A 17,169-nucleotide genomic window follows, 5' to 3' on the forward strand; every position below is an offset into this window, starting at 1 on the left:
TATGGGGCATTGAATAACGACTGTTTTTTGCTTAAAAATAATGCGGAAATTATTTTTTCCAAATGGCAATTTGTGAACTCATAAATATTTTAATAATTTTGATGTTTAAGTAAAATTTTGTAAATTAATATTTAACTTTCAGCAATTTGAGCTCGATTCATTAAAGGAAGGAATAATTATGAATCATTTGGATAAAGGGAGCACATTTCATCCGCTAAACAATAATGTTATTGAGTCTATTATTAAAAATGAATGGGGTCTAACCCAGTGTGGCTTTATTCAAATTCCTCAGGAAGGAGTGGTAGCATCAAACTTTATTGTTCATACTAAAGAAAAAAATGATATTTTGATTCGCACTTACCGTACTTCATATTCAAAAGAGCAAATATTTTTGAAGTTGAAGCTCTTTTGTATTTTTATGATAGAAAGTTATCTGTTCCAAAGCTACTTCCCTTCAATAATGGATGTTTTGTAAAAAAAATAAATGAACTGTGTTTTTTTGCCTATGAAATAATTGATGGAAAAAGTCCAAAGCAAGTTGATTTATCTAATTATTTGGCGCAAGAGGCCGCAATTTTACTATCTAATTTTTTTAAAATTTCATCTCAATATGAGACAAAAAATAAAACTCCAATTAATGATATTAAATCTATTCATAATATGTTTATAAATTTTAAAAATAAATTTTTATCACAAATTGATTACTCATATTTTCATGAAATAGAAAATTTTTTTGCAAATATAAAAATCGATTCTTGGTTAGAAAAAAATGAAAAAGGTTTGGTTCATGGAGATTATTTTTTTGAAAATATTCTTCTTAAGAAAAATAAAATAGTAGGTATTATTGATTTTGGTGATGTTTATTATGGCAATATGGTAAACGATTTAGTTATTGGCGCCATGGAATTTTCTGTCGATACTTTAGAAGTATTTAATTTGCAATGGATGCAATCATTTCTTGGAATTTTAAAATTTAACTTAACTTCAGTATATTTTTTAGATCTTATGCGACTCAATTGTATTCGCTTTATGACGCAAACAATTCCAGATGAAATTTATTCAGGTCATACTCCCTGTCAAAATCGATACCTGAATCGCTTTAAAAAGCTTCATGATCAAGATTTAATCTCTAAAATTGAAAATATATTTATAGACTTATAAATAATTTTAAAAAATAATAAAAAATTAATTCAATTTTGAAAACTCCGTTTCTTGAATTTTTGGGGCATTCTCTTTGGCTATATTTAGAAAAGTTTTTACTTGAAATAATTCAATCCAATGCATAATTAAAAAAACGCCACCTAGTAGAGAAAAAATTCCCATTATAATAATTTTCATAATACTCATATTTTGTATACTAGAAGTAAATAGAACAATATAATAAAATAATAAGCAGAAATAGGATATTAATAACCAGTAAAATCCACCATTGCTTTTAATCTTGGAATTGCAATCTTTTAGGGTCAGAGTAGTTCCCTTTTTGACTTGATAAGTGAGATATATAACCCAAAAAAATCCAAAATAAGGAATAAGAGTGAGCCATATAATCCAGGTTCGTTTTATAGCATATTCAGACTTCATAGCTTTGAAGGCTCTTCGATATGTGAGTATATATAAAACTTCACAAATAAAAATCATTAATATAATTGTAAGGCTTATTATTATAAGCATTTTTATGTTATCTGAGGAAAAAAAATTTAAAGCATAATTGTTTATGAATTTAGAATAGGAATCATCCATGGTTTATTTTAATCCTATATCATTTAAATATATTGTTACTCAAAAAGTTTTGGTGCGTTTGGAAAAGAAATTTTACTGCTAATGAGTTCGGCAATTTTTTCTAATCCTTTTTGATCAGTTTCTGAAAATCGCGCAAATACGGGACTATCGATATCTAAAACACCAATGAGAGTTTCAATAGCAGGTTTTCGATTGGGATAAAATAAGGGGATGACCAATTCAGAAAATGTGGCGCTATCACAAGCGATGTGACCTTCAAATTTATGAACGTTATCCACGCGCAAGGTTTTTAATTGGGTGGCTGCTGCACCGCAGACCCCTTTGTCTAAAGCAATGCGTGTACAGGCCATTTTTCCTTGAAAGGGACCCAGAATTAATTCTTTTTCTTTCAGTAAATAAAATCCTAGCCAGTTTATTTCGCGAAGTGATTCGTAAAGCAATGCCGTTACGTTACAAATTTGAGCGAGCCAATCTGTTTCTGAAGAAAGATAAGAATCGATCATTTTGTAAACGCCATCGTAATATTCTTCATTCTTTGTGATATCTATTGCGGGATGAAAATTCATAATTGCAATTGTTTCCTTTGTTATAAATAAAATATAATGCATTGAATGATCTAATGCATTATTTGATTTTCTACAAGATGTCTGAAGTAAGATGGATAAAAAAAATAAAAAATTTATGCTCCAATTAAGAATCCAATAAGTTGCTTTTTATTAAAGAGATAGTTTCCATTTGTCTTTCAAGAGGAAACATATGAGTTCCATCGGGAAGTTCAATCCATTTTAATTTTGGAAAAAAGCAGCTTACCCAAAATTTTGCATTGGGGTTGCAAGTGTCGCTTTTGCTTCCCACAAAAAATAGAGGTTGAATTTTTGTACGAATTTGAAAAGGGATTTTTAAAAAAGCCCACCAAGCTCCAATAGGATATTCTTCGAACATGAGGGCTTCCCAAGCGGGGTCATGGCGTAAAGTAATTTGTCCGCCAGGAGTTTGCTCCTGAAAAGAGCCTTCAATATAGTCAGAAATAACTTCATCATCCCAATGTTTCATAAGTGAACTTTTTTTTAATTCATTGAAAGCAATTTTTAAAGAAGGAAATTGTGTTTTCCGTCTTTTAACTCTTTGTCCTCGAGGACTTAAATGACGTTTCTTTAAAAGCGCAATAATCGTCCATTGTAAAATAATTTTAGGTGCTAATATGGGTGGTTCAAGAAGGAATAATTTATAATTGTGAAGTTCTTTAGATGCAAGAAGCGAAAGCCATGCTCCTAAACTGTGTCCTGCCAGAATCCAATTCAATTTTTCACTTTTCAGTGATTTTATTTTTAAAAACAATTGAATATGATCTTTTGTAAGTTGCTCCCAGGCGCCGGTATTATTCAGATTTTCAGAGATAAGATCGGGTATCTGTGATCTTCCCATTCCTCTCATATCGTAGCTGATAATTAAACAGTTTAATTGTTGAGCCATTTTTTCAAATAAGGATTTGTATGTTTGAGCAGGAATGCCATTTGCATGTGCAAAAAAAAGAGCATTTTTTGTGCTGCTCTCGTTTGGCGCAGGAAATTCATAGACTTCAAATCCGTCAACATTCATTTGTAGCATAGAAATCCTTTCAGGTCTGATTGCTAAAATAATCTGTTTTTAGCATAATGAAAAATGTTTATCTAGAGCATTAATGGTTGCTTTATATATGATAACTTGAAAACTCATATGATATTGCTTTGGAGTAATGAATGGAATTTAATAATTCAATCGTTTGGTTTCGTCGTGAATTGCGTTTTGTTGATAATGCTGCATTAGATAAAGCTTGTTTATGCTCCAAAACCATTGTTCCTGTTTTTATTTTTGATACAAAAATATTGTCAACACTGGTTGATAAGCAAGATAAAAGAGTTTATTTTATTTTTGAATCTTTAAAAGAAATGGAAGAGGAGCTTAAGACATATGGAAAATCATTAGTCGTACGTATTGGTGATCCTACTGTTGAAATTCCAAAATTAGCGCAAGAATTTAAAGCGGATTGCGTTTTTACGAGTAATGATTATGAAAATTATTCAATTCAAAGAGATTATAAAGTTAAAACAAAATTAAAAGATTTAAATATTCAATTTATTTCTGTTAAAGATCAAGTTATTTTTGAAGGTACCGAAGTTGTAAAGCAAAATAATCTTCCTTATGTGGTTTATACTCCTTACAAAAATGAATGGTTAAAAAAAGCCCACGAAAACGATTTTAATTGTTATTCTTTTGATTTTAAAAAGTTTATTAATAAAGAAAATATTCATACTGTTCCCTTTTCATGGAAGTTAACAGAAGTGGGTTTTTCGCCTGCCACTCTTTGGTTAGCAACAGGAAGAAAGGGTGCTCTTGAAAAAATAAAGCAATTTATTTCTAAAATAAATGATTATTCTGAAAATCGGGATTATTTTTCAAATAATGACACCTCAAATCTTTCAGTTCATTTGCGATTTGGTACGATCTCAATTCGAGAGGCTTTCCGTTTTGCTTTCCAATATAAGTCAAAGGGAGCTGAAATATGGATTAACGAACTCATCTGGCGTGAGTTTTATAAAATGATTTTGTCTGAATTTCCTCACGTTGAAAGTATGCCTTTTAAAAAAGATCTTAAAGATATTCCCTGGGAAAATAACGAAGAGTTTTTTGAAAAATGGACAAAAGGACAGACAGGATTTCCTATTGTCGATGCCGCCATGAGACATTTAAATGAAACAGGTTGGATGCACAATCGTTTGCGCATGATCGTGGCATCTTTTTTAACAAAAGATTTGCTTATCGATTATAGAAAAGGTGAGCAGTATTTTGCTGAAAAGCTTCTGGATTATGATCTGTCTTCAAATAATGGGGGGTGGCAGTGGTCTGCCTCTACAGGTTGTGATGCACAACCTTATTTTCGAGTATTTAATCCTGAATCTCAATCACTTAAGTTTGATCCTGAAGGCAAATTTATTCGTAAATTATGCCCTGAGCTCAGTCATTTAGATAATAAAAATATTCATACTCCCTATAAAGTGACTTGGAATCTTTTTTCGCATCATAAAAATTCTGGAGATTTATCCTATCCCAAACCTATTGTAGAGCATGATCAACAAAGATTAAAAGCGATCGCTATGTTTAAAAAAAGTTAACTTAAGAAAAGTAGTATTAAAAGATATAATTAAAATTATGGATTTGCTTCTGCAGAAATTACAGAATTATTAGAATTTTTAGGATGCGATCCAAATGAGAAAGAGGACTTTGTGTTAAATTGAAAAACGTATTCATCTTGTTCAACGTAACCAAAGCTTTCTTTTAAGTAACGCAACTGTCTTTCTGGGGATGTTTTTAATTTTGCAATTTTTTCTTCAAGACCTTGATTTTGAATTTCTAGTTCCATAATGGCTTGATTGAGAACATCTCTTTCATGAATTAATTCCATGAAATTTGAAATCCCCGCTTTGCCAATGGCAATCGAACCGATAATCAGCCATAACACAATCACCACGACCCAGCGTGCGAGAGTCTGGAATCTCTTAGAAAAAACAGTAGGTTGCATGTTGGGTGGAGTCATATCAAATCCATATCTCAAAATTAAAACTTTTCCGCCATAGCGACTTTTTTATTTTAGCATGTGGGTAAAATTTTGTTGAGAATCTTTTGCAAGGAGGCAATTTTTTTTGCCATTATTTTTGTCGATGTCAAATTTGCTTATTCCCAAGCCACAGTTCCTTTGGGAAACTGGCTTAAAAAGGGGAGAGGATACAAGCTGGAAATAGATTTTTGACCCAAAAGAAGTGCAATAACTCTATCGATTCCTAAAGCGTTTCCTGAGCATGGGGGAAGTCCAAACTCCATCGCATTTTCAAAAAGAGGATCCTGTTGAAGTTCGGGACGTGCCGAGAGAGTTTTTTGGAAGCGTTCACTTAAGTTTTTAGCATCACTGAGTTCAAGATAACCGTTGCAGATTTCAACGCCATACAAAAAGGCTTCCATTCTTTCGACAAAGGGCTTTGTTTCATTTTCAATACTGTCATTTTGTTCTAAAGAACGATTGCTTTTTACTCTTTCTTGCGCTGCCAGAGCTCCCATTTGAATAGGATAATGTGTTACAAAACAGGCTTTTTGCTTTTCCAAAAAAGGTTCAATTTTTTCCATAAAAAGTTTATAAAAAAGAGTGTCCCAATCATCATTTTTTGTAATAGAAGGGCTTAAATTTTTTGCTTTTAAATAAAATTGTTCGGTATTTTGAACGTGTTCAAGTGAAATAGACAAAATATCTTGGAATAATTTATCTACACGAAATGCAGGCCACTGCTTAGGAATTTCTAAATGTGTTCCCAAGTAATATGCCAAAGTTTCCACAAGATTTTGTGTGTCTTCCATCATATTTTGCAAAGTTCCTTGGGCACGATACCATTCTAGCATAACAAATTCCGGTTCATGATGTTTTGAGACTTCTCCATTATTTCTATAAGCTCGGGAAAGCTGAAAAATTTTATGAGTTCCTTCGACCATTAATTTTTTGAGGGCAAACTCAGGGCTTGTAGGTAATTGTAATTTCCATTTATGACCACGATGATCTTCATATTCTGTATGAAAAGGATTTAAGTAAACTTCAACACCACCACTGGGTACTAATGTGGGTGTTTCTATATTGACAAATCCTCTATTTTTAAAAAAAAGATGCACGCGATCGAGGCTGCTGTTTCGTTGTTTGATCGATTTGAGACGTTTAGCAACAGGCGAAGTGTAAAAATTTGTTACTTTAATATTTTGATTAAATAATTTATTTTGTGATTCTATTTCTTCTTTATTGGGAAGTGGCGAGGGAATAAGCGCATTTTCCCATGAGCTTAAAGAAGTGGTTTTATTTATCAATTCATTAATGATAATAAAATAATTGTCGTCATATTTAAGCTCTGCTTGCGGGTTTGTGCGCATTATTTTACATTTAAAAGTAATTATACTTCCTTCATTAAGGAGTTCTTTTTCTAAATGTTGACCTATGCCTACGGGCCAAATTACACCCGAAGCATCGCAAAGTCCCATCAACATATCAATGTAAAAAACTCTTCCCGATGATAATCTTTCGGATACGGAATGCACTTTACGAAGCTCAAATAAATTTTGTAAAATAAGTTGATTTTTACTCGTTAAACTCATTTTTTATACCAAATTTTTACGCGTTGATTTTTTTCTTGTTACTTTAGGTTTTTTAGTGGCCGTTTTTTTCTTTATCTTTTCTTTTTTGTCCTCACTTTTTTGATGCAACATTTTATAAATTTTATCAAAGGCACTGCCTTCTTCAAAGCGGCCTTTTTTCTCGTCCCATGTTCCCGAATAGAAACCTGTTAATAATTCAAAAGCTTCTTCTGCTTTCGAAACAGGCCATATATGAAATTGTTCTTTTTCAATGGCCTCGCGTACTTCGCGATTCAACATAAGATGTTTGATATTTTGTACGGGAATAATACAGCCATTTCGTCCTGTGAGACCATGCAATTTACAGGTTTTGAAAAAGCCCTCAATTTTTTCGTTGACACCACCAATCGGCTGTATTTCGCCAAATTGATTTACCGATCCCGTAATGCCAATGCCTTGATCTATTGGAATATTTGCAATGGAAGAGAGTATGAGGCAAAGCTCAGCCAATGTTGCCGAATCTCCATCGACTCCGTTATAATTTTGTTCAAAACAAATAGTGGCCGCCACATTAGCCGGTGATTTTCTAGCAAAAGTCGCATTAATCCAGCTGGTTAAAATGCTAACCCCTTTGTTATGAAGTTTGCCGGATAGGGATGCTTCTCTTTCGATATTTAAAATTCCGGGCTTGCCTTTATAAGTGCGGCAGGTAATTCTTGTCGGAACACCAAAAGAAAGATCGCCTAATGAGTAAACTGCAAGTCCGTTGATTTCACCAACACGTCTTGAATTTGTAGAAATGATGATGTCCTTACGTTCCAGCATTTCAATAATATGATCTTCAATGGCGGCAGAGCGGGCATAGCGTTCATCAATCGCTTTTTCTACATGGGAACGTGCGATTTTTTTATTTTTTTGTTCCTTTGCCATAAAATCAGCTTCGATTGTGATGTCTTTAATCAGACTAAATCGAGTTGTTAACTTATCTTGGTCATCAACAATGCGGCTGCCAAATTCGACAATGGCGGCAATGCCACTCTCATCAAAAGGTAACAGATTTTCGACTTTTGTGCGGGTCGAAATAAATTCAACATAATTGTCAATTGTTTTTTGAGAGCGATCCATTTGTGCATCAAAATCAGCTTTAATTTTAAATATTTTATTAAAATCTTCATCATGCTGATATAGCATGCGATAAATCCAATCCGATCCAATTAAAATGATTTTTACATTGAGAGGAATAGGTTCGGGGCGCAGTCCGCTAGTCGCTAAAATACTGTATTGCTCTCCTAAATCTTCAATAAATAATTTTTGATTTTTCATGACGCGTTTTAAGGTATCCCAAACTTGGGGTGCGCGAAGAATATCAAGAGCATTGAGAACAAGGTAACCACCATTAGCACGAGCTAAGGAGCCTGCTTTGATCATTTTAAAATCAGTTGTGTAAACACCATATTCAATATTTTTTTCAATTTTTCCAAATAAATTATAAAAAGTAGGATTATTTTCGATAATAATGGGAGCGCCTTTTATTTCTGTATTATCGACAAAAACATTAATACGATAAGGTAAATGAGGATCACCTTTTTTCAAATGATATGATGAGGGTGTTACGGAGTCTTCGCCTTCCCCTTCCACATCCTCTTCATCAGGTAAAAAGTCATTTAAATTTTCAAGAAGATGTTTCTTAACTTCATCTAAATATTCAAGCACATTTTTTTGTGATTCATATTCTTTTAAAAACGGAATAAGTGCTTGGCTGACAACATAATCACCTAATTCCGATTGTAATTCTTCTAATTTATTTTTAGTATCATTTTCAATGGAACGCACTTTTCTGGCAAAGTCTAATACCTCAGGTTCAAGTAAATTGCGTTCCGCTTCTATTTTTTCTTTTTGTTCATCACTTAATTCGGAATAGTCTTTTTCACTTAAAGGTTTTCCTTCGACAATAGGAACAGTAACAATTCCCATTCTTGTCGATTTAACGCCGAAGTTTTTTGTTTTTGCTGTTTTTTCCAGTTCGCTGAATAATTTTGCTTTTTTTTCATTACTCGCATTTACGGTCGAATTGACATTGGTTTCATATTCTTCTGATTGAAAAGCATCGACCAGTTCAACTGTGAGCTGCTCCATGAGTTCATCCATTTGCTTTTTAAAACGCTTGGCAATGCCTGTTTTCAGCTCCATGGCATGGGGCGATTCTGGATTTTTAAAATTATAGACGTAAATCCAATCCCCAGGAGTGGGGCAAGTTTCGGCTGTTTTTTTAAGAAAAGATCGAATGACGCTGGTTTTGCCTGTGCCTTGAACACCTGCGACATAAATATTATATCCTGGTTTTTGTATTCCTAAACCGAGATTAATGGCTCTTACAGCTCGGACTTGCGAAATAATGTCGTAATTAGGTTCACTTCTTTTGTGCTTATCTAATTCGACAAGTTTTTGTTCGCAGGTGCGGTAGACTTCTTCGGTATTGAGTCGCCGAAAACGAAGGGCACTTCTTTTTATTTTTAAATTAACAGGAAAGTGTTCGTCTCTTTGCTCAAGGATTTTTTGAGTGAGAGAGGTTGTGGTCGCAGTTGATTTAGTTTTTTTCATTCCATCCTCTTTCTAATACAAATATCACATTGCATGCAACGCCAAATGTTTTTTGTAGCGCCTTGAATAGCACGAGAAGCAAAAAATTCGAAACTGGCTGCAAGTCTACATGTTGTCGATTTAGACAACTTCTCAAGTTCGCGCAAGCTTGCGTGAAAATGATTTCGTGCTGAAATATATTTGGGTATTTCTTTTTGTAAATATATGTAACCATTTTTCAAGATAACTCCATTTTTTGCATCTTCATGACTTATTTTAGCAAAAGAAATATTTTTTTGATCTTGGTAGTGCAAAAAAACTTGTTCACAGCTTTCTGCACCGAGTTCACAAGCATCTTGTAACATTTTTAAAGGAACAGTAATTTGAGCCCCTTTCAATGATAACCATGACTTTTCAACCAGATTGACAATTCCTTCTAAAACTTTGCGTCGTTTTGTTAAGCCTACGGGAAGTTGCCCCAATAAGTCCACAAAACTTTTATTTATTGATAGTCTGATAGAATAATATGTTTCTCCTGCCCGTGTGTCTTCTAGAGCACTGCATATTCTTAAAACAGCAAACATATTTTCAAGTTTGCGAAGTCTGTTTTCAGATTTATTTATTTTTGTTGTGTTTAATAAATCTTGTTTTAATACGAAGCAGCTTTCACCAAAAGAATTTGGCATAAATTTCATATATTGTGCGCATTGTTCTAAAAATAAGGAGGGTTCTGGAAATGTGGCTTTAAATTGATATTCGCGGCGAATGGGATCGGCTCCCGTCCAAAGTAACAAGCCCCGTGAGGATTCCCCCCCGCGTCCGGCGCGTCCTAACATTTGAAAAAACTCTTCTATATTTCCAGGAAATCCAAAGACAACAACCAATTGAATGCCTTGAATGTCTACACCCATTCCAAATGCGGTTGTCGCACAAATAACCGTTTTTTGTGTTGCCTCCTGAACATATTGCTCCGTATTTTTACGTTCATTTTTAGGAAGACCCGCATGATAAACCACAGAATGAATTTTAATTTTTTTTAATTTTCGAGCAGATTCTTCACAAAGTGTTCTCGTTTGAAAATAGACAAGAGTTTTTTTAGATTTGGTTTCTTGGAGAGTTTCAACAAGTTTATCCCATTGTTCCTGATTTGAAAAAACACGGTGACTTTCCACAATAATATTTTCACCTAGAGGATTCGATGTGTATTCATATACATTTGTGTTTTCAGGAAATACTTTTTTTATAATATCCAGGCGGCTATTGCGACTTGCTGTTGCCGTAATTGCTAAAATACGCGGGGGTTGTAACTGTGATAAAAATTTTCCAATTTCAGCATATTCTGGTCTAAAATGATGTCCCCAAGACACGACACAGTGAGCTTCATCAACAACAGCCATACTTAAATTTACTTTAGAAATGGCATTTAAAAAAGAAGGGAGCACAAATCGTTCTGGAGAAGCAAAGATCAATTTTGCTTCTCCCGATTTTAATTTTTTCCAAGCTTGTTTTCTTTCCTCTTCGTTTTGTTCCGAGGTAAAAACGGCGCAGGGAATTTGTGCATTTTCCATGCGACGTTCTTGATCGCGCATGAGAGAAATGAGCGGACTGATTACAAGCACCGGATTGTCGCTAAAAAATAAGGCGGGTAAAGAGTAGAGAAGTGTTTTGCCGCCACCTGTAGGCAAGGTAGCAAGGACAAATTTTTTATTAAAAATTTGGGTTAAAACTTCTTTTTGAGCGGGGCGTAATCCCGATAAAGTAAAGTTTTTTTTGGCATATTCTTCACATTTTAAGACAAAATCAGTTTCCATAAGCTCCACTCTTCATATTCAAAACTTGTTTACGATGGTTTTGCGAAGGAGTACAGTAGCAGAGGAAGATGATTTAAATATTCCAAGGAATCATTTGAGAAATGAAAATTTTTTATAAAATATTTGTTTTTGTTGCCATAGGATCTATTTTAGGAGGTCTTTTTGTCTATTTTATAGCGCAAGGTGCCTCTAAAGTTTCACCGTCCGAAGTGCAAAATTCTAGCAAATTATTGGAAGTGGAATGGTCACAATTACAGACTTTCAATCTGACAACCGGCAATATTCCGAATAATTTGCGTGCGTTTAATGGAGCAAATATAAAAATTCCTGGATTTATAATTCCATTGGAAGACAATCAAGACTTTGTCGATGAATTTTTATTTGTCCCTACACCTATGGCATGTATACACGTTCCTCCTCCCCCTCCTAATCAAATTATTCATGTCAAAATGGCATCGGGTAAGAAGGCAAAAATGTCTTATGGCCCTGTTTGGTTATTTGGAAAATTTGTAATTTCTGAAAATGCTGGCAAAAAAATTAAGACTTCTTTCGAATTACTTGGTTCTTACACAAAACCATACCAATAGTGTATGTGATAATTAATTTCAAAATTATTAAAAAAAAGCGTCATTATTATTAAATATTTTCCGAATGTTTATCATAGAAGGGGTTTAAAAGTGTTTAATAATAAAGGTATAAAATATAAAATTATTCTGAGTAGCCTATTCTCGGTAATGATATTTTCAGTATTCCTAATTTGGCTTTTAAATTTTTATTGGAATCTATTGATTGATGCGAAAAAAGAAAAACTTCAGAGTATTGTGGATGTCGGTGCGACACTTGTAGCGAGTTATATCGACCTTGCTCAAAAAGGCATTTTAAGTAAAGAAGAAGCTCAAAAACGCGCAAAAGAAAATTTAAATGCAATTAGATATTCTGGAAATGAATATATTTTTCTTACCAATTCAAAAGCATATCAGGTGCTTAATCCTGTAAAACCAGAATTGAGTGGGAAAGACATGTCTAATTTTAAAGATCCCACGGGTCTTAAATTATACGTTGAAATTGCACGCGTAGCTACAACATCCGGCAAAGGTTATGTGGAATACATGTTTCCTAAAGCGGGTTCATCTACTCCTATTAAAAAAATTTCTTGCATTAAATATTTTCCTGAATGGGATTGGATTGTTGGTACTGGTTTATACATTGATGATGTAAATAATTCAATGATAAAGTTTATAGAGATATTATTATTTGCTTGTCTATTTTGTATTGTTACCTTTATAGGCGTTGGTATTTACTTTGCAAATTCAGTTGTAAATCCATTAGTAGAAGTTTGTAAATCTCTGCTAAATTCTTCTGATTCTCTTTTACATAAAAGCAATCAGCTAAAAGATTCCAGCAGTAGTGTAAAAAAATATTCCAATGATCAGGCGGCTTCTATTCAAACAACGGCGGCTTCTATTTCCGAAATCACAAGTATGATTGGCAAAACAACCGAGTTAACATCAACGTCAGCAAAATTAGCAAATGACATTTCATCAAAAGCAGCTGATGGTGAAGTGTCTATGAAAAATATGATTTCATCAATGCAAAGTATTCATGAAGCAAGCTCTAAATTAAAAGATATTGAAAGTATTATTACTGAAATAGAAACAAAAACTCAGGTTATTAATAAAATTGTTTCTAAAACAGAGTTATTATCCCTGAATGCATCTATTGAAGCCGCGCGTGCGGGAATGCATGGCAAAGGGTTTGCTGTTGTTGCTGAAGAAGTAGGAAATTTAGCAAGCACCAGTGGGAAATCTTCTAAAGAAATAAATACATTATTACAAAAAAGCCGTGAAGAAATTCAACGAATTTTAGTACAAACAGTTGCAAAAGTAGAAGAAGGTCAAAGTAGAACTCTAAAAGTATCTGAAGCTTTTACAGAAATTGTTGTAGGGATTAAAGAAATTAACAATCAAATGATGCAGGTATCTGATGCGACTAAAGAGCAAGAAATTGGCGTAAAACAAATTGCAACAGCCATGGGGCAGTTAGATCAATTGGCAATTAAAAATACAGGTGAGTCAGAAAATTCTTTAAAAGTAACAGCCGATATATCCTCTGAAAGTAACAATTTAAAAGAAATTGTAAGTAAGACAGAAAAAGTTGTATTCGGTCTGAAAAAATTAAAATCATAGTCAAATCAAATTTAAAAAATAAAATAAATTGAAATTATTGAATATTATTGAATATTATTGAATATTATTGATTAATTTATAAATAGTTGAAAAGAATTACTCTCTTTAAATGCTTCAATTGAGGCAAAAAGTAGTTTAAATTATTTTGAAACTAAAATAGTATAAAAAAATGTAGCAAAAATTAAATCAAGATGAGTGATAATTCCAATAAATAAACTGCGCTCTGAAAGTTCAAACATGGTTCTAAACATGACGAGTCTGACAAAGGGGTTCACAGCATCGCTTCTTTGTGCTCCGATATCTCGCCAAATGCGTGCATTTTCGAATTTAAACAAGTGATCTCTATGATAGCTCGCTGGATAATATTCTTTTTGCATATTTAGCTTTGCAATGAGTCCTTCATTCCAAATGCGGAGGATTTTATTTAAAAACATAAATAAAAAGATGAATACTGCTAAATTATAGCGAGAATAATCATGTCCAATATAATAATGAGTTATAAAAAAGAAAAAAACACAAAAGAGTAAAGCAAAAATACGAATCCAAAATTGCCCAAAAAATTCAGATGGTTTTTCTTGAAAGTTTTCTACAAAAGAGTGTGGTTTGTGATGTAAGTAATAATTCCACATTAAGGCATCGAAAGAGCACCAGGCAATTAAAAAAAATGAAATTAAATCAAGTCTTTGTAAGTGATTTCCATTTTGATATAAATGTTCTCCTACAAAAAGAAGAGATAAAGCAACGTAACATCTAAAGTCAGCTTTAGATATTTCAAATTTATTATTTTGGTTCGGGCGTGCGAGTTTATCAAAAATATTTTTGTCTTGGTTGAAAGTAAATTTAGGATTATTATACAATAGTCCTAATTCAAGCCGCCATTTTTTAATCTTTGGTATTGTCGCTCTCCAGTCATAGGTGGAAGCCAGTCGTGCAATGCCAAAGAAAAATGTTAAAATCCCCGTATAAAATGAGGGCAAATTAAATTTTTCAACAAAAACAAGACTTAAAGTGATGAAAGGGATTTTGTCCGCACCCATTCTCAGTAAATAGAGTATTTTATTTACAAAGTTAACTTGGTAAGGAAAAATAAGTGAGCGCCAATGAAAATAATTAAATAAATAGGCGCTCATAAATGAAATTTTTCCTGAGAAATACACAGCAAAAAGGCATAGTATGATTACGCCAAGAAAGGATTCTAAAAAAAAATTAAGTACTAAATTTGCAATCATAAATAATGTGCTCTGATCCGTCAGGGCTTTTTATAAGGTTTTCATCGCGTGCAAGAACGACGGGAGGGTGATTCGGTTCACTAAAAAGAACCACTCCACAATGAGGACATTTAATTTCAACATTTGTATTATTTTGAGCCCCAGTTTCATAGACTAAGTGAAATCTTCTGCGGCACGTGGCATTATCAATTAAAACTTTTTCATATTTCATGTTGTCTACACTTTTCTCCATAAATTCCTCCTACCAAAAAGGCTATCAGCCGCTTGTTTGTAACGCAAGATGCAAGTAGGCTCAAGATTCGGCGAATTTGTTTTTCGCATTTGAACTTGGGGGAAGAAATGAATAACGCAAAAATTCTTGCGGGCAAACGCGGTATTGTATTTGGCGTCGCAAACAACAAATCTATTGCTTGGGCTTGTGCTCAAATGTGTGCAGAGCAAGGTGCCGAGCTTGCCTTTAACTTTTTAGGTGATGCGCAAGAGAAAAGAGTGCGTGAACTCGTTAAAGATTTACCAAATGCGATCGTCATGCCTTGTGATGTGACAAAAGATGAGCAAATTGAGGCTTTTTATACAGAAATTCAAAAACAATGGGATATGGTTGATTTTATTATACATTCCGTTGCTTTTACAGAAAAAGAAAACTTAAAAGATAAGTTCATGGTTGTGACACGGGAATCTTTTGCATCGACAATGGATATTTCGGCCTATTCTCTTTTGGCAGTCACCAGAGCAGCTCTTCCTCTCATGAAAAAGGGCGGTAGTGTGATTACCATGTCATATTACGGAGCGGAGAAGGTTGTGCCTCGTTATAATGTGATGGGTGTTGCCAAAGCCGCTTTAGAGTCTTGTGCTAAATATTTAGCTTATGATTTGGGTGAAATCGGCATCCGCGTCAATGCCATTAGTGCGGGGCCTATTCGCACGTTATCTTCGAGTGCTATTCCTGGAATTAAAGAAATGCTTGAAAACTCTCAAAAACATTCTCCATTAAAGAGAAATGTGACCACGGAAGATGTGGCACGATCGGCACTCTATTTGCTTTCTGACTTGGGTTCAGGGGTGACAGGGGAAGTGCTTCATGTGGATTGTGGTTATAATACCCTTGGAATGTTTTCATCAGTAGAGTCGTGAATGGCCATTTTGCAAAAATTAGATCGATTGATGGCGAGTGAAATTATATCTTTGACATTTGTTATCACAGCAAGCCTCAGCTCTGTGATGATGATGGCAAAGCTTCCTCGTTATGCTGATTTATTATTTTCAGCACCAGATAGTTCTATCACATTTTTAATGTTGTTATTGTTTATTTTTCCATCAATCATTAAATTTACTGTACCTATTTCCTTACTTTTGGCTTCGTCTATTGTCACCATTCGCATGGCCGCTGATAGGGAGTTGGAAGCTTGGATGGCCAGTGGGGTGAGCATTCTTCGTTTTGCCTTCATGCCTACGTGTATTGGTATTTTTGTGATGCTGATATCACTATTTAGTGCGCTGTTTTTTGAACCCTATTCAAATCGTCAGTTTGATAAATTTAAGTGGTTGCAATCGAGAAGTATTGTTGAAGCTTTTATAAAAAATACTGTTCGTGAAAAATCATTTATTTATGACACGATTCCCGCATCTGATCAGGTCAGTTTGTCTATGTATATGCAAACTGTTTCCAGTGATCGCAGTGAATTTGAGAATGTTTTTTTAGCGCTCAAACCCACCTCCGAAAATTATTTTTCAACAATTGTTTCAAATACGGGGAGTTTAAAAAAATTATCAAATGAGGGATTTCCTGACTATATTTATTCTTTGTATAAGGGAACAGTTTATTCTGGGAAAGTTTCTGAAAACAAGTTACCTTACTACATAGATCAAAATCCGAAAAATTTTATTTTAACCAAAAAAGATCTTTCTACTAAGGATTTACTATTATATCCAACTCCTGTCGATTGGTCTTTAACGCAATTTACGGAAATGAATATTTCTTTAATAAATACCTTTAAAAGTAATTTCAAAGTTGATTCTCTTCAAGACGGTAAAGATTATCAACTTTATCCTAAAGACTATTTTGCTATGCTTCAAAAAGAAAAAGAGAATAATCCAGAATGGCAAAATGATGTTAAAATTATTGAAAAATTAATTTTTATATTTAAGCAAATTTCAGTTCCCATATCTACTATTTTTTTACCAATTATTGGAGTTTGTCTGGGCATTCAAGATCCCAGAAAAAAGCAATTTGGAGTTTATTTAGGTATTGGAATCATTATTTTTGCATTGTATACATCCATATCTTTAGTCCAGCAACTTTCCTTAAACTTTGTTATTTCCCCTTATGTAATGATAGTAGCAACACCATTAACACTTATTCTTATCATTGCACTACTTTTGCGTTGGCGCTTAAGGCATCCTCCTTCTACAGGCTTTATTGCGTTTGTTAGAGATGATTTATTTAAAATAAAAATCTTCTCCAAAAAAGGTTAAAAT

15 protein-coding genes are annotated in these 17,169 nt (G+C 33.5%); 7 read left to right on the top strand and 8 right to left on the bottom strand.

What is annotated here, in order from left to right; all coding sequences use genetic code 11:
• Window positions 1-178 precede the first annotated feature (178 nt).
• Together AXG55_RS05995 and AXG55_RS06000 are read left to right on the top strand one after the other, a co-directional pair.
• On the top strand, window positions 179-475 hold the full coding sequence (locus tag AXG55_RS05995; RefSeq protein WP_148697223.1) for a hypothetical protein: 297 nt from the start codon (window positions 179-181) through the stop codon (window positions 473-475).
• On the top strand, window positions 409-1,161 hold the full coding sequence (locus tag AXG55_RS06000) for a phosphotransferase (protein ID WP_233231414.1): 753 nt from the start codon (window positions 409-411) through the stop codon (window positions 1,159-1,161). Before AXG55_RS05995 ends, AXG55_RS06000 begins: the two co-directional genes overlap by 67 nt.
• Window positions 1,162-1,775: 614 nt before the next feature.
• Here the strand turns inward: AXG55_RS06000 and AXG55_RS06010 are convergent.
• Together AXG55_RS06010 and AXG55_RS06015 are read right to left on the bottom strand one after the other, a co-directional pair.
• Entirely contained in the window at window positions 1,776-2,306 is a 531-nt protein-coding gene (locus AXG55_RS06010) for a GAF domain-containing protein (RefSeq protein WP_233231415.1), read from the bottom strand.
• A 124-nt stretch (window positions 2,307-2,430) separates the two neighbouring features.
• A complete protein-coding gene (locus tag AXG55_RS06015; RefSeq protein WP_148697226.1) occupies window positions 2,431-3,348 on the bottom strand; it encodes an alpha/beta hydrolase in 918 nt (305 codons plus the stop codon).
• 131 nt (window positions 3,349-3,479) lie between these two features.
• Between AXG55_RS06015 and AXG55_RS06020 the strand changes: the two genes are divergently transcribed.
• Window positions 3,480-4,892 carry a cryptochrome/photolyase family protein gene (locus AXG55_RS06020; RefSeq protein WP_148697227.1) on the top strand — a complete coding sequence of 471 codons (1,413 nt, stop codon included), beginning with the start codon at window positions 3,480-3,482 and terminating at the stop codon, window positions 4,890-4,892.
• Between the two features lie 35 nt (window positions 4,893-4,927).
• Here the strand turns inward: AXG55_RS06020 and AXG55_RS06025 are convergent, their stop codons facing one another.
• From AXG55_RS06025 to AXG55_RS06040, 4 genes are all read right to left on the bottom strand, one after another.
• Entirely contained in the window at window positions 4,928-5,314 is a 387-nt protein-coding gene (locus tag AXG55_RS06025; RefSeq protein ID WP_148697228.1) for an FtsB family cell division protein, read from the bottom strand.
• Window positions 5,315-5,451: 137 nt separating this feature from the next.
• Window positions 5,452-6,906, bottom strand: a complete 1,455-nt coding sequence (locus tag AXG55_RS06030; RefSeq protein ID WP_148697229.1) for an amino acid--tRNA ligase-related protein — start codon at window positions 6,904-6,906, stop codon at window positions 5,452-5,454.
• Between the two features lie 3 nt (window positions 6,907-6,909).
• Window positions 6,910-9,486 (bottom strand): Lon protease family protein, encoded by a 2,577-nt coding sequence (locus AXG55_RS06035; protein ID WP_148697230.1) that lies wholly within the window; start codon window positions 9,484-9,486, stop codon window positions 6,910-6,912.
• Complete coding sequence (locus tag AXG55_RS06040) at window positions 9,483-11,276, bottom strand: RecQ family ATP-dependent DNA helicase (RefSeq protein WP_148697231.1); 1,794 nt, start codon at window positions 11,274-11,276, stop codon at window positions 9,483-9,485. The genes AXG55_RS06035 and AXG55_RS06040 overlap by 4 nt, the downstream gene beginning before the upstream one ends.
• A gap of 101 nt (window positions 11,277-11,377) precedes the next feature.
• Here AXG55_RS06040 and AXG55_RS06045 point away from each other — a divergent pair, with 101 nt between their 5' ends.
• Together AXG55_RS06045 and AXG55_RS06050 are read left to right on the top strand one after the other, a co-directional pair.
• A complete protein-coding gene (locus AXG55_RS06045; RefSeq protein WP_148697232.1) occupies window positions 11,378-11,863 on the top strand; it encodes a DUF3299 domain-containing protein in 486 nt (161 codons plus the stop codon).
• 147 nt (window positions 11,864-12,010) lie between these two features.
• Window positions 12,011-13,462 (top strand): methyl-accepting chemotaxis protein, encoded by a 1,452-nt coding sequence (locus AXG55_RS06050; RefSeq protein ID WP_272866921.1) that lies wholly within the window; start codon window positions 12,011-12,013, stop codon window positions 13,460-13,462.
• Between the two features lie 140 nt (window positions 13,463-13,602).
• On the opposite strand, the gene AXG55_RS06055 is transcribed toward AXG55_RS06050, so the two are convergent.
• Window positions 13,603-14,592 carry a hypothetical protein gene (locus AXG55_RS06055; RefSeq protein WP_148697234.1) on the bottom strand — a complete coding sequence of 330 codons (990 nt, stop codon included), beginning with the start codon at window positions 14,590-14,592 and terminating at the stop codon, window positions 13,603-13,605.
• Window positions 14,593-14,668: 76 nt separating this feature from the next.
• Window positions 14,669-14,923 (bottom strand): hypothetical protein, encoded by a 255-nt coding sequence (locus AXG55_RS06060; protein WP_148697235.1) that lies wholly within the window; start codon window positions 14,921-14,923, stop codon window positions 14,669-14,671.
• Window positions 14,924-15,030: 107 nt separating this feature from the next.
• On the opposite strand from AXG55_RS06060, the gene AXG55_RS06065 reads away from it, so the two are divergent.
• Both AXG55_RS06065 and AXG55_RS06070 read left to right on the top strand, forming a co-directional pair.
• Window positions 15,031-15,825 (top strand): enoyl-ACP reductase FabI, encoded by a 795-nt coding sequence (locus tag AXG55_RS06065; RefSeq protein WP_148697236.1) that lies wholly within the window; start codon window positions 15,031-15,033, stop codon window positions 15,823-15,825.
• Window positions 15,826-17,166 carry an LptF/LptG family permease gene (locus tag AXG55_RS06070; RefSeq protein WP_148697237.1) on the top strand — a complete coding sequence of 447 codons (1,341 nt, stop codon included), beginning with the start codon at window positions 15,826-15,828 and terminating at the stop codon, window positions 17,164-17,166.
• Window positions 17,167-17,169: the final 3 nt, after the last annotated feature.

The organism is Silvanigrella aquatica (assembly GCF_001907975.1).
GTDB classification, from domain to species: Bacteria; Bdellovibrionota_B; Oligoflexia; order Silvanigrellales; family Silvanigrellaceae; genus Silvanigrella; species Silvanigrella aquatica.

What these genes read in the sequence shown, in the direction of transcription:
- AXG55_RS06060 (WP_148697235.1), bottom strand. Translation starts at nt 14,923, where the DNA reads ATGGAGAAAAGTGTAGACAACATGAAATATGAAAAAGTTTTAATTGAT.
- AXG55_RS06010 (WP_233231415.1), bottom strand. Translation starts at nt 2,306, where the DNA reads ATGAATTTTCATCCCGCAATAGATATCACAAAGAATGAAGAATATTAC.
- AXG55_RS06040 (WP_148697231.1), bottom strand. Translation starts at nt 11,276, where the DNA reads ATGGAAACTGATTTTGTCTTAAAATGTGAAGAATATGCCAAAAAAAAC.
- AXG55_RS06035 (WP_148697230.1), bottom strand. Translation starts at nt 9,486, where the DNA reads ATGAAAAAAACTAAATCAACTGCGACCACAACCTCTCTCACTCAAAAA.
- AXG55_RS06055 (WP_148697234.1), bottom strand. Translation starts at nt 14,592, where the DNA reads ATGAGCGCCTATTTATTTAATTATTTTCATTGGCGCTCACTTATTTTT.
- AXG55_RS06065 (WP_148697236.1), top strand. Translation starts at nt 15,031, where the DNA reads ATGAATAACGCAAAAATTCTTGCGGGCAAACGCGGTATTGTATTTGGC.
- AXG55_RS06045 (WP_148697232.1), top strand. Translation starts at nt 11,378, where the DNA reads ATGAAAATTTTTTATAAAATATTTGTTTTTGTTGCCATAGGATCTATT.
- AXG55_RS06030 (WP_148697229.1), bottom strand. Translation starts at nt 6,906, where the DNA reads ATGAGTTTAACGAGTAAAAATCAACTTATTTTACAAAATTTATTTGAG.
- AXG55_RS06015 (WP_148697226.1), bottom strand. Translation starts at nt 3,348, where the DNA reads ATGCTACAAATGAATGTTGACGGATTTGAAGTCTATGAATTTCCTGCG.
- AXG55_RS06070 (WP_148697237.1), top strand. Translation starts at nt 15,826, where the DNA reads ATGGCCATTTTGCAAAAATTAGATCGATTGATGGCGAGTGAAATTATA.
- AXG55_RS06025 (WP_148697228.1), bottom strand. Translation starts at nt 5,314, where the DNA reads ATGACTCCACCCAACATGCAACCTACTGTTTTTTCTAAGAGATTCCAG.
- AXG55_RS06050 (WP_272866921.1), top strand. Translation starts at nt 12,011, where the DNA reads ATGATATTTTCAGTATTCCTAATTTGGCTTTTAAATTTTTATTGGAAT.
- AXG55_RS06020 (WP_148697227.1), top strand. Translation starts at nt 3,480, where the DNA reads ATGGAATTTAATAATTCAATCGTTTGGTTTCGTCGTGAATTGCGTTTT.
- AXG55_RS05995 (WP_148697223.1), top strand. Translation starts at nt 179, where the DNA reads ATGAATCATTTGGATAAAGGGAGCACATTTCATCCGCTAAACAATAAT.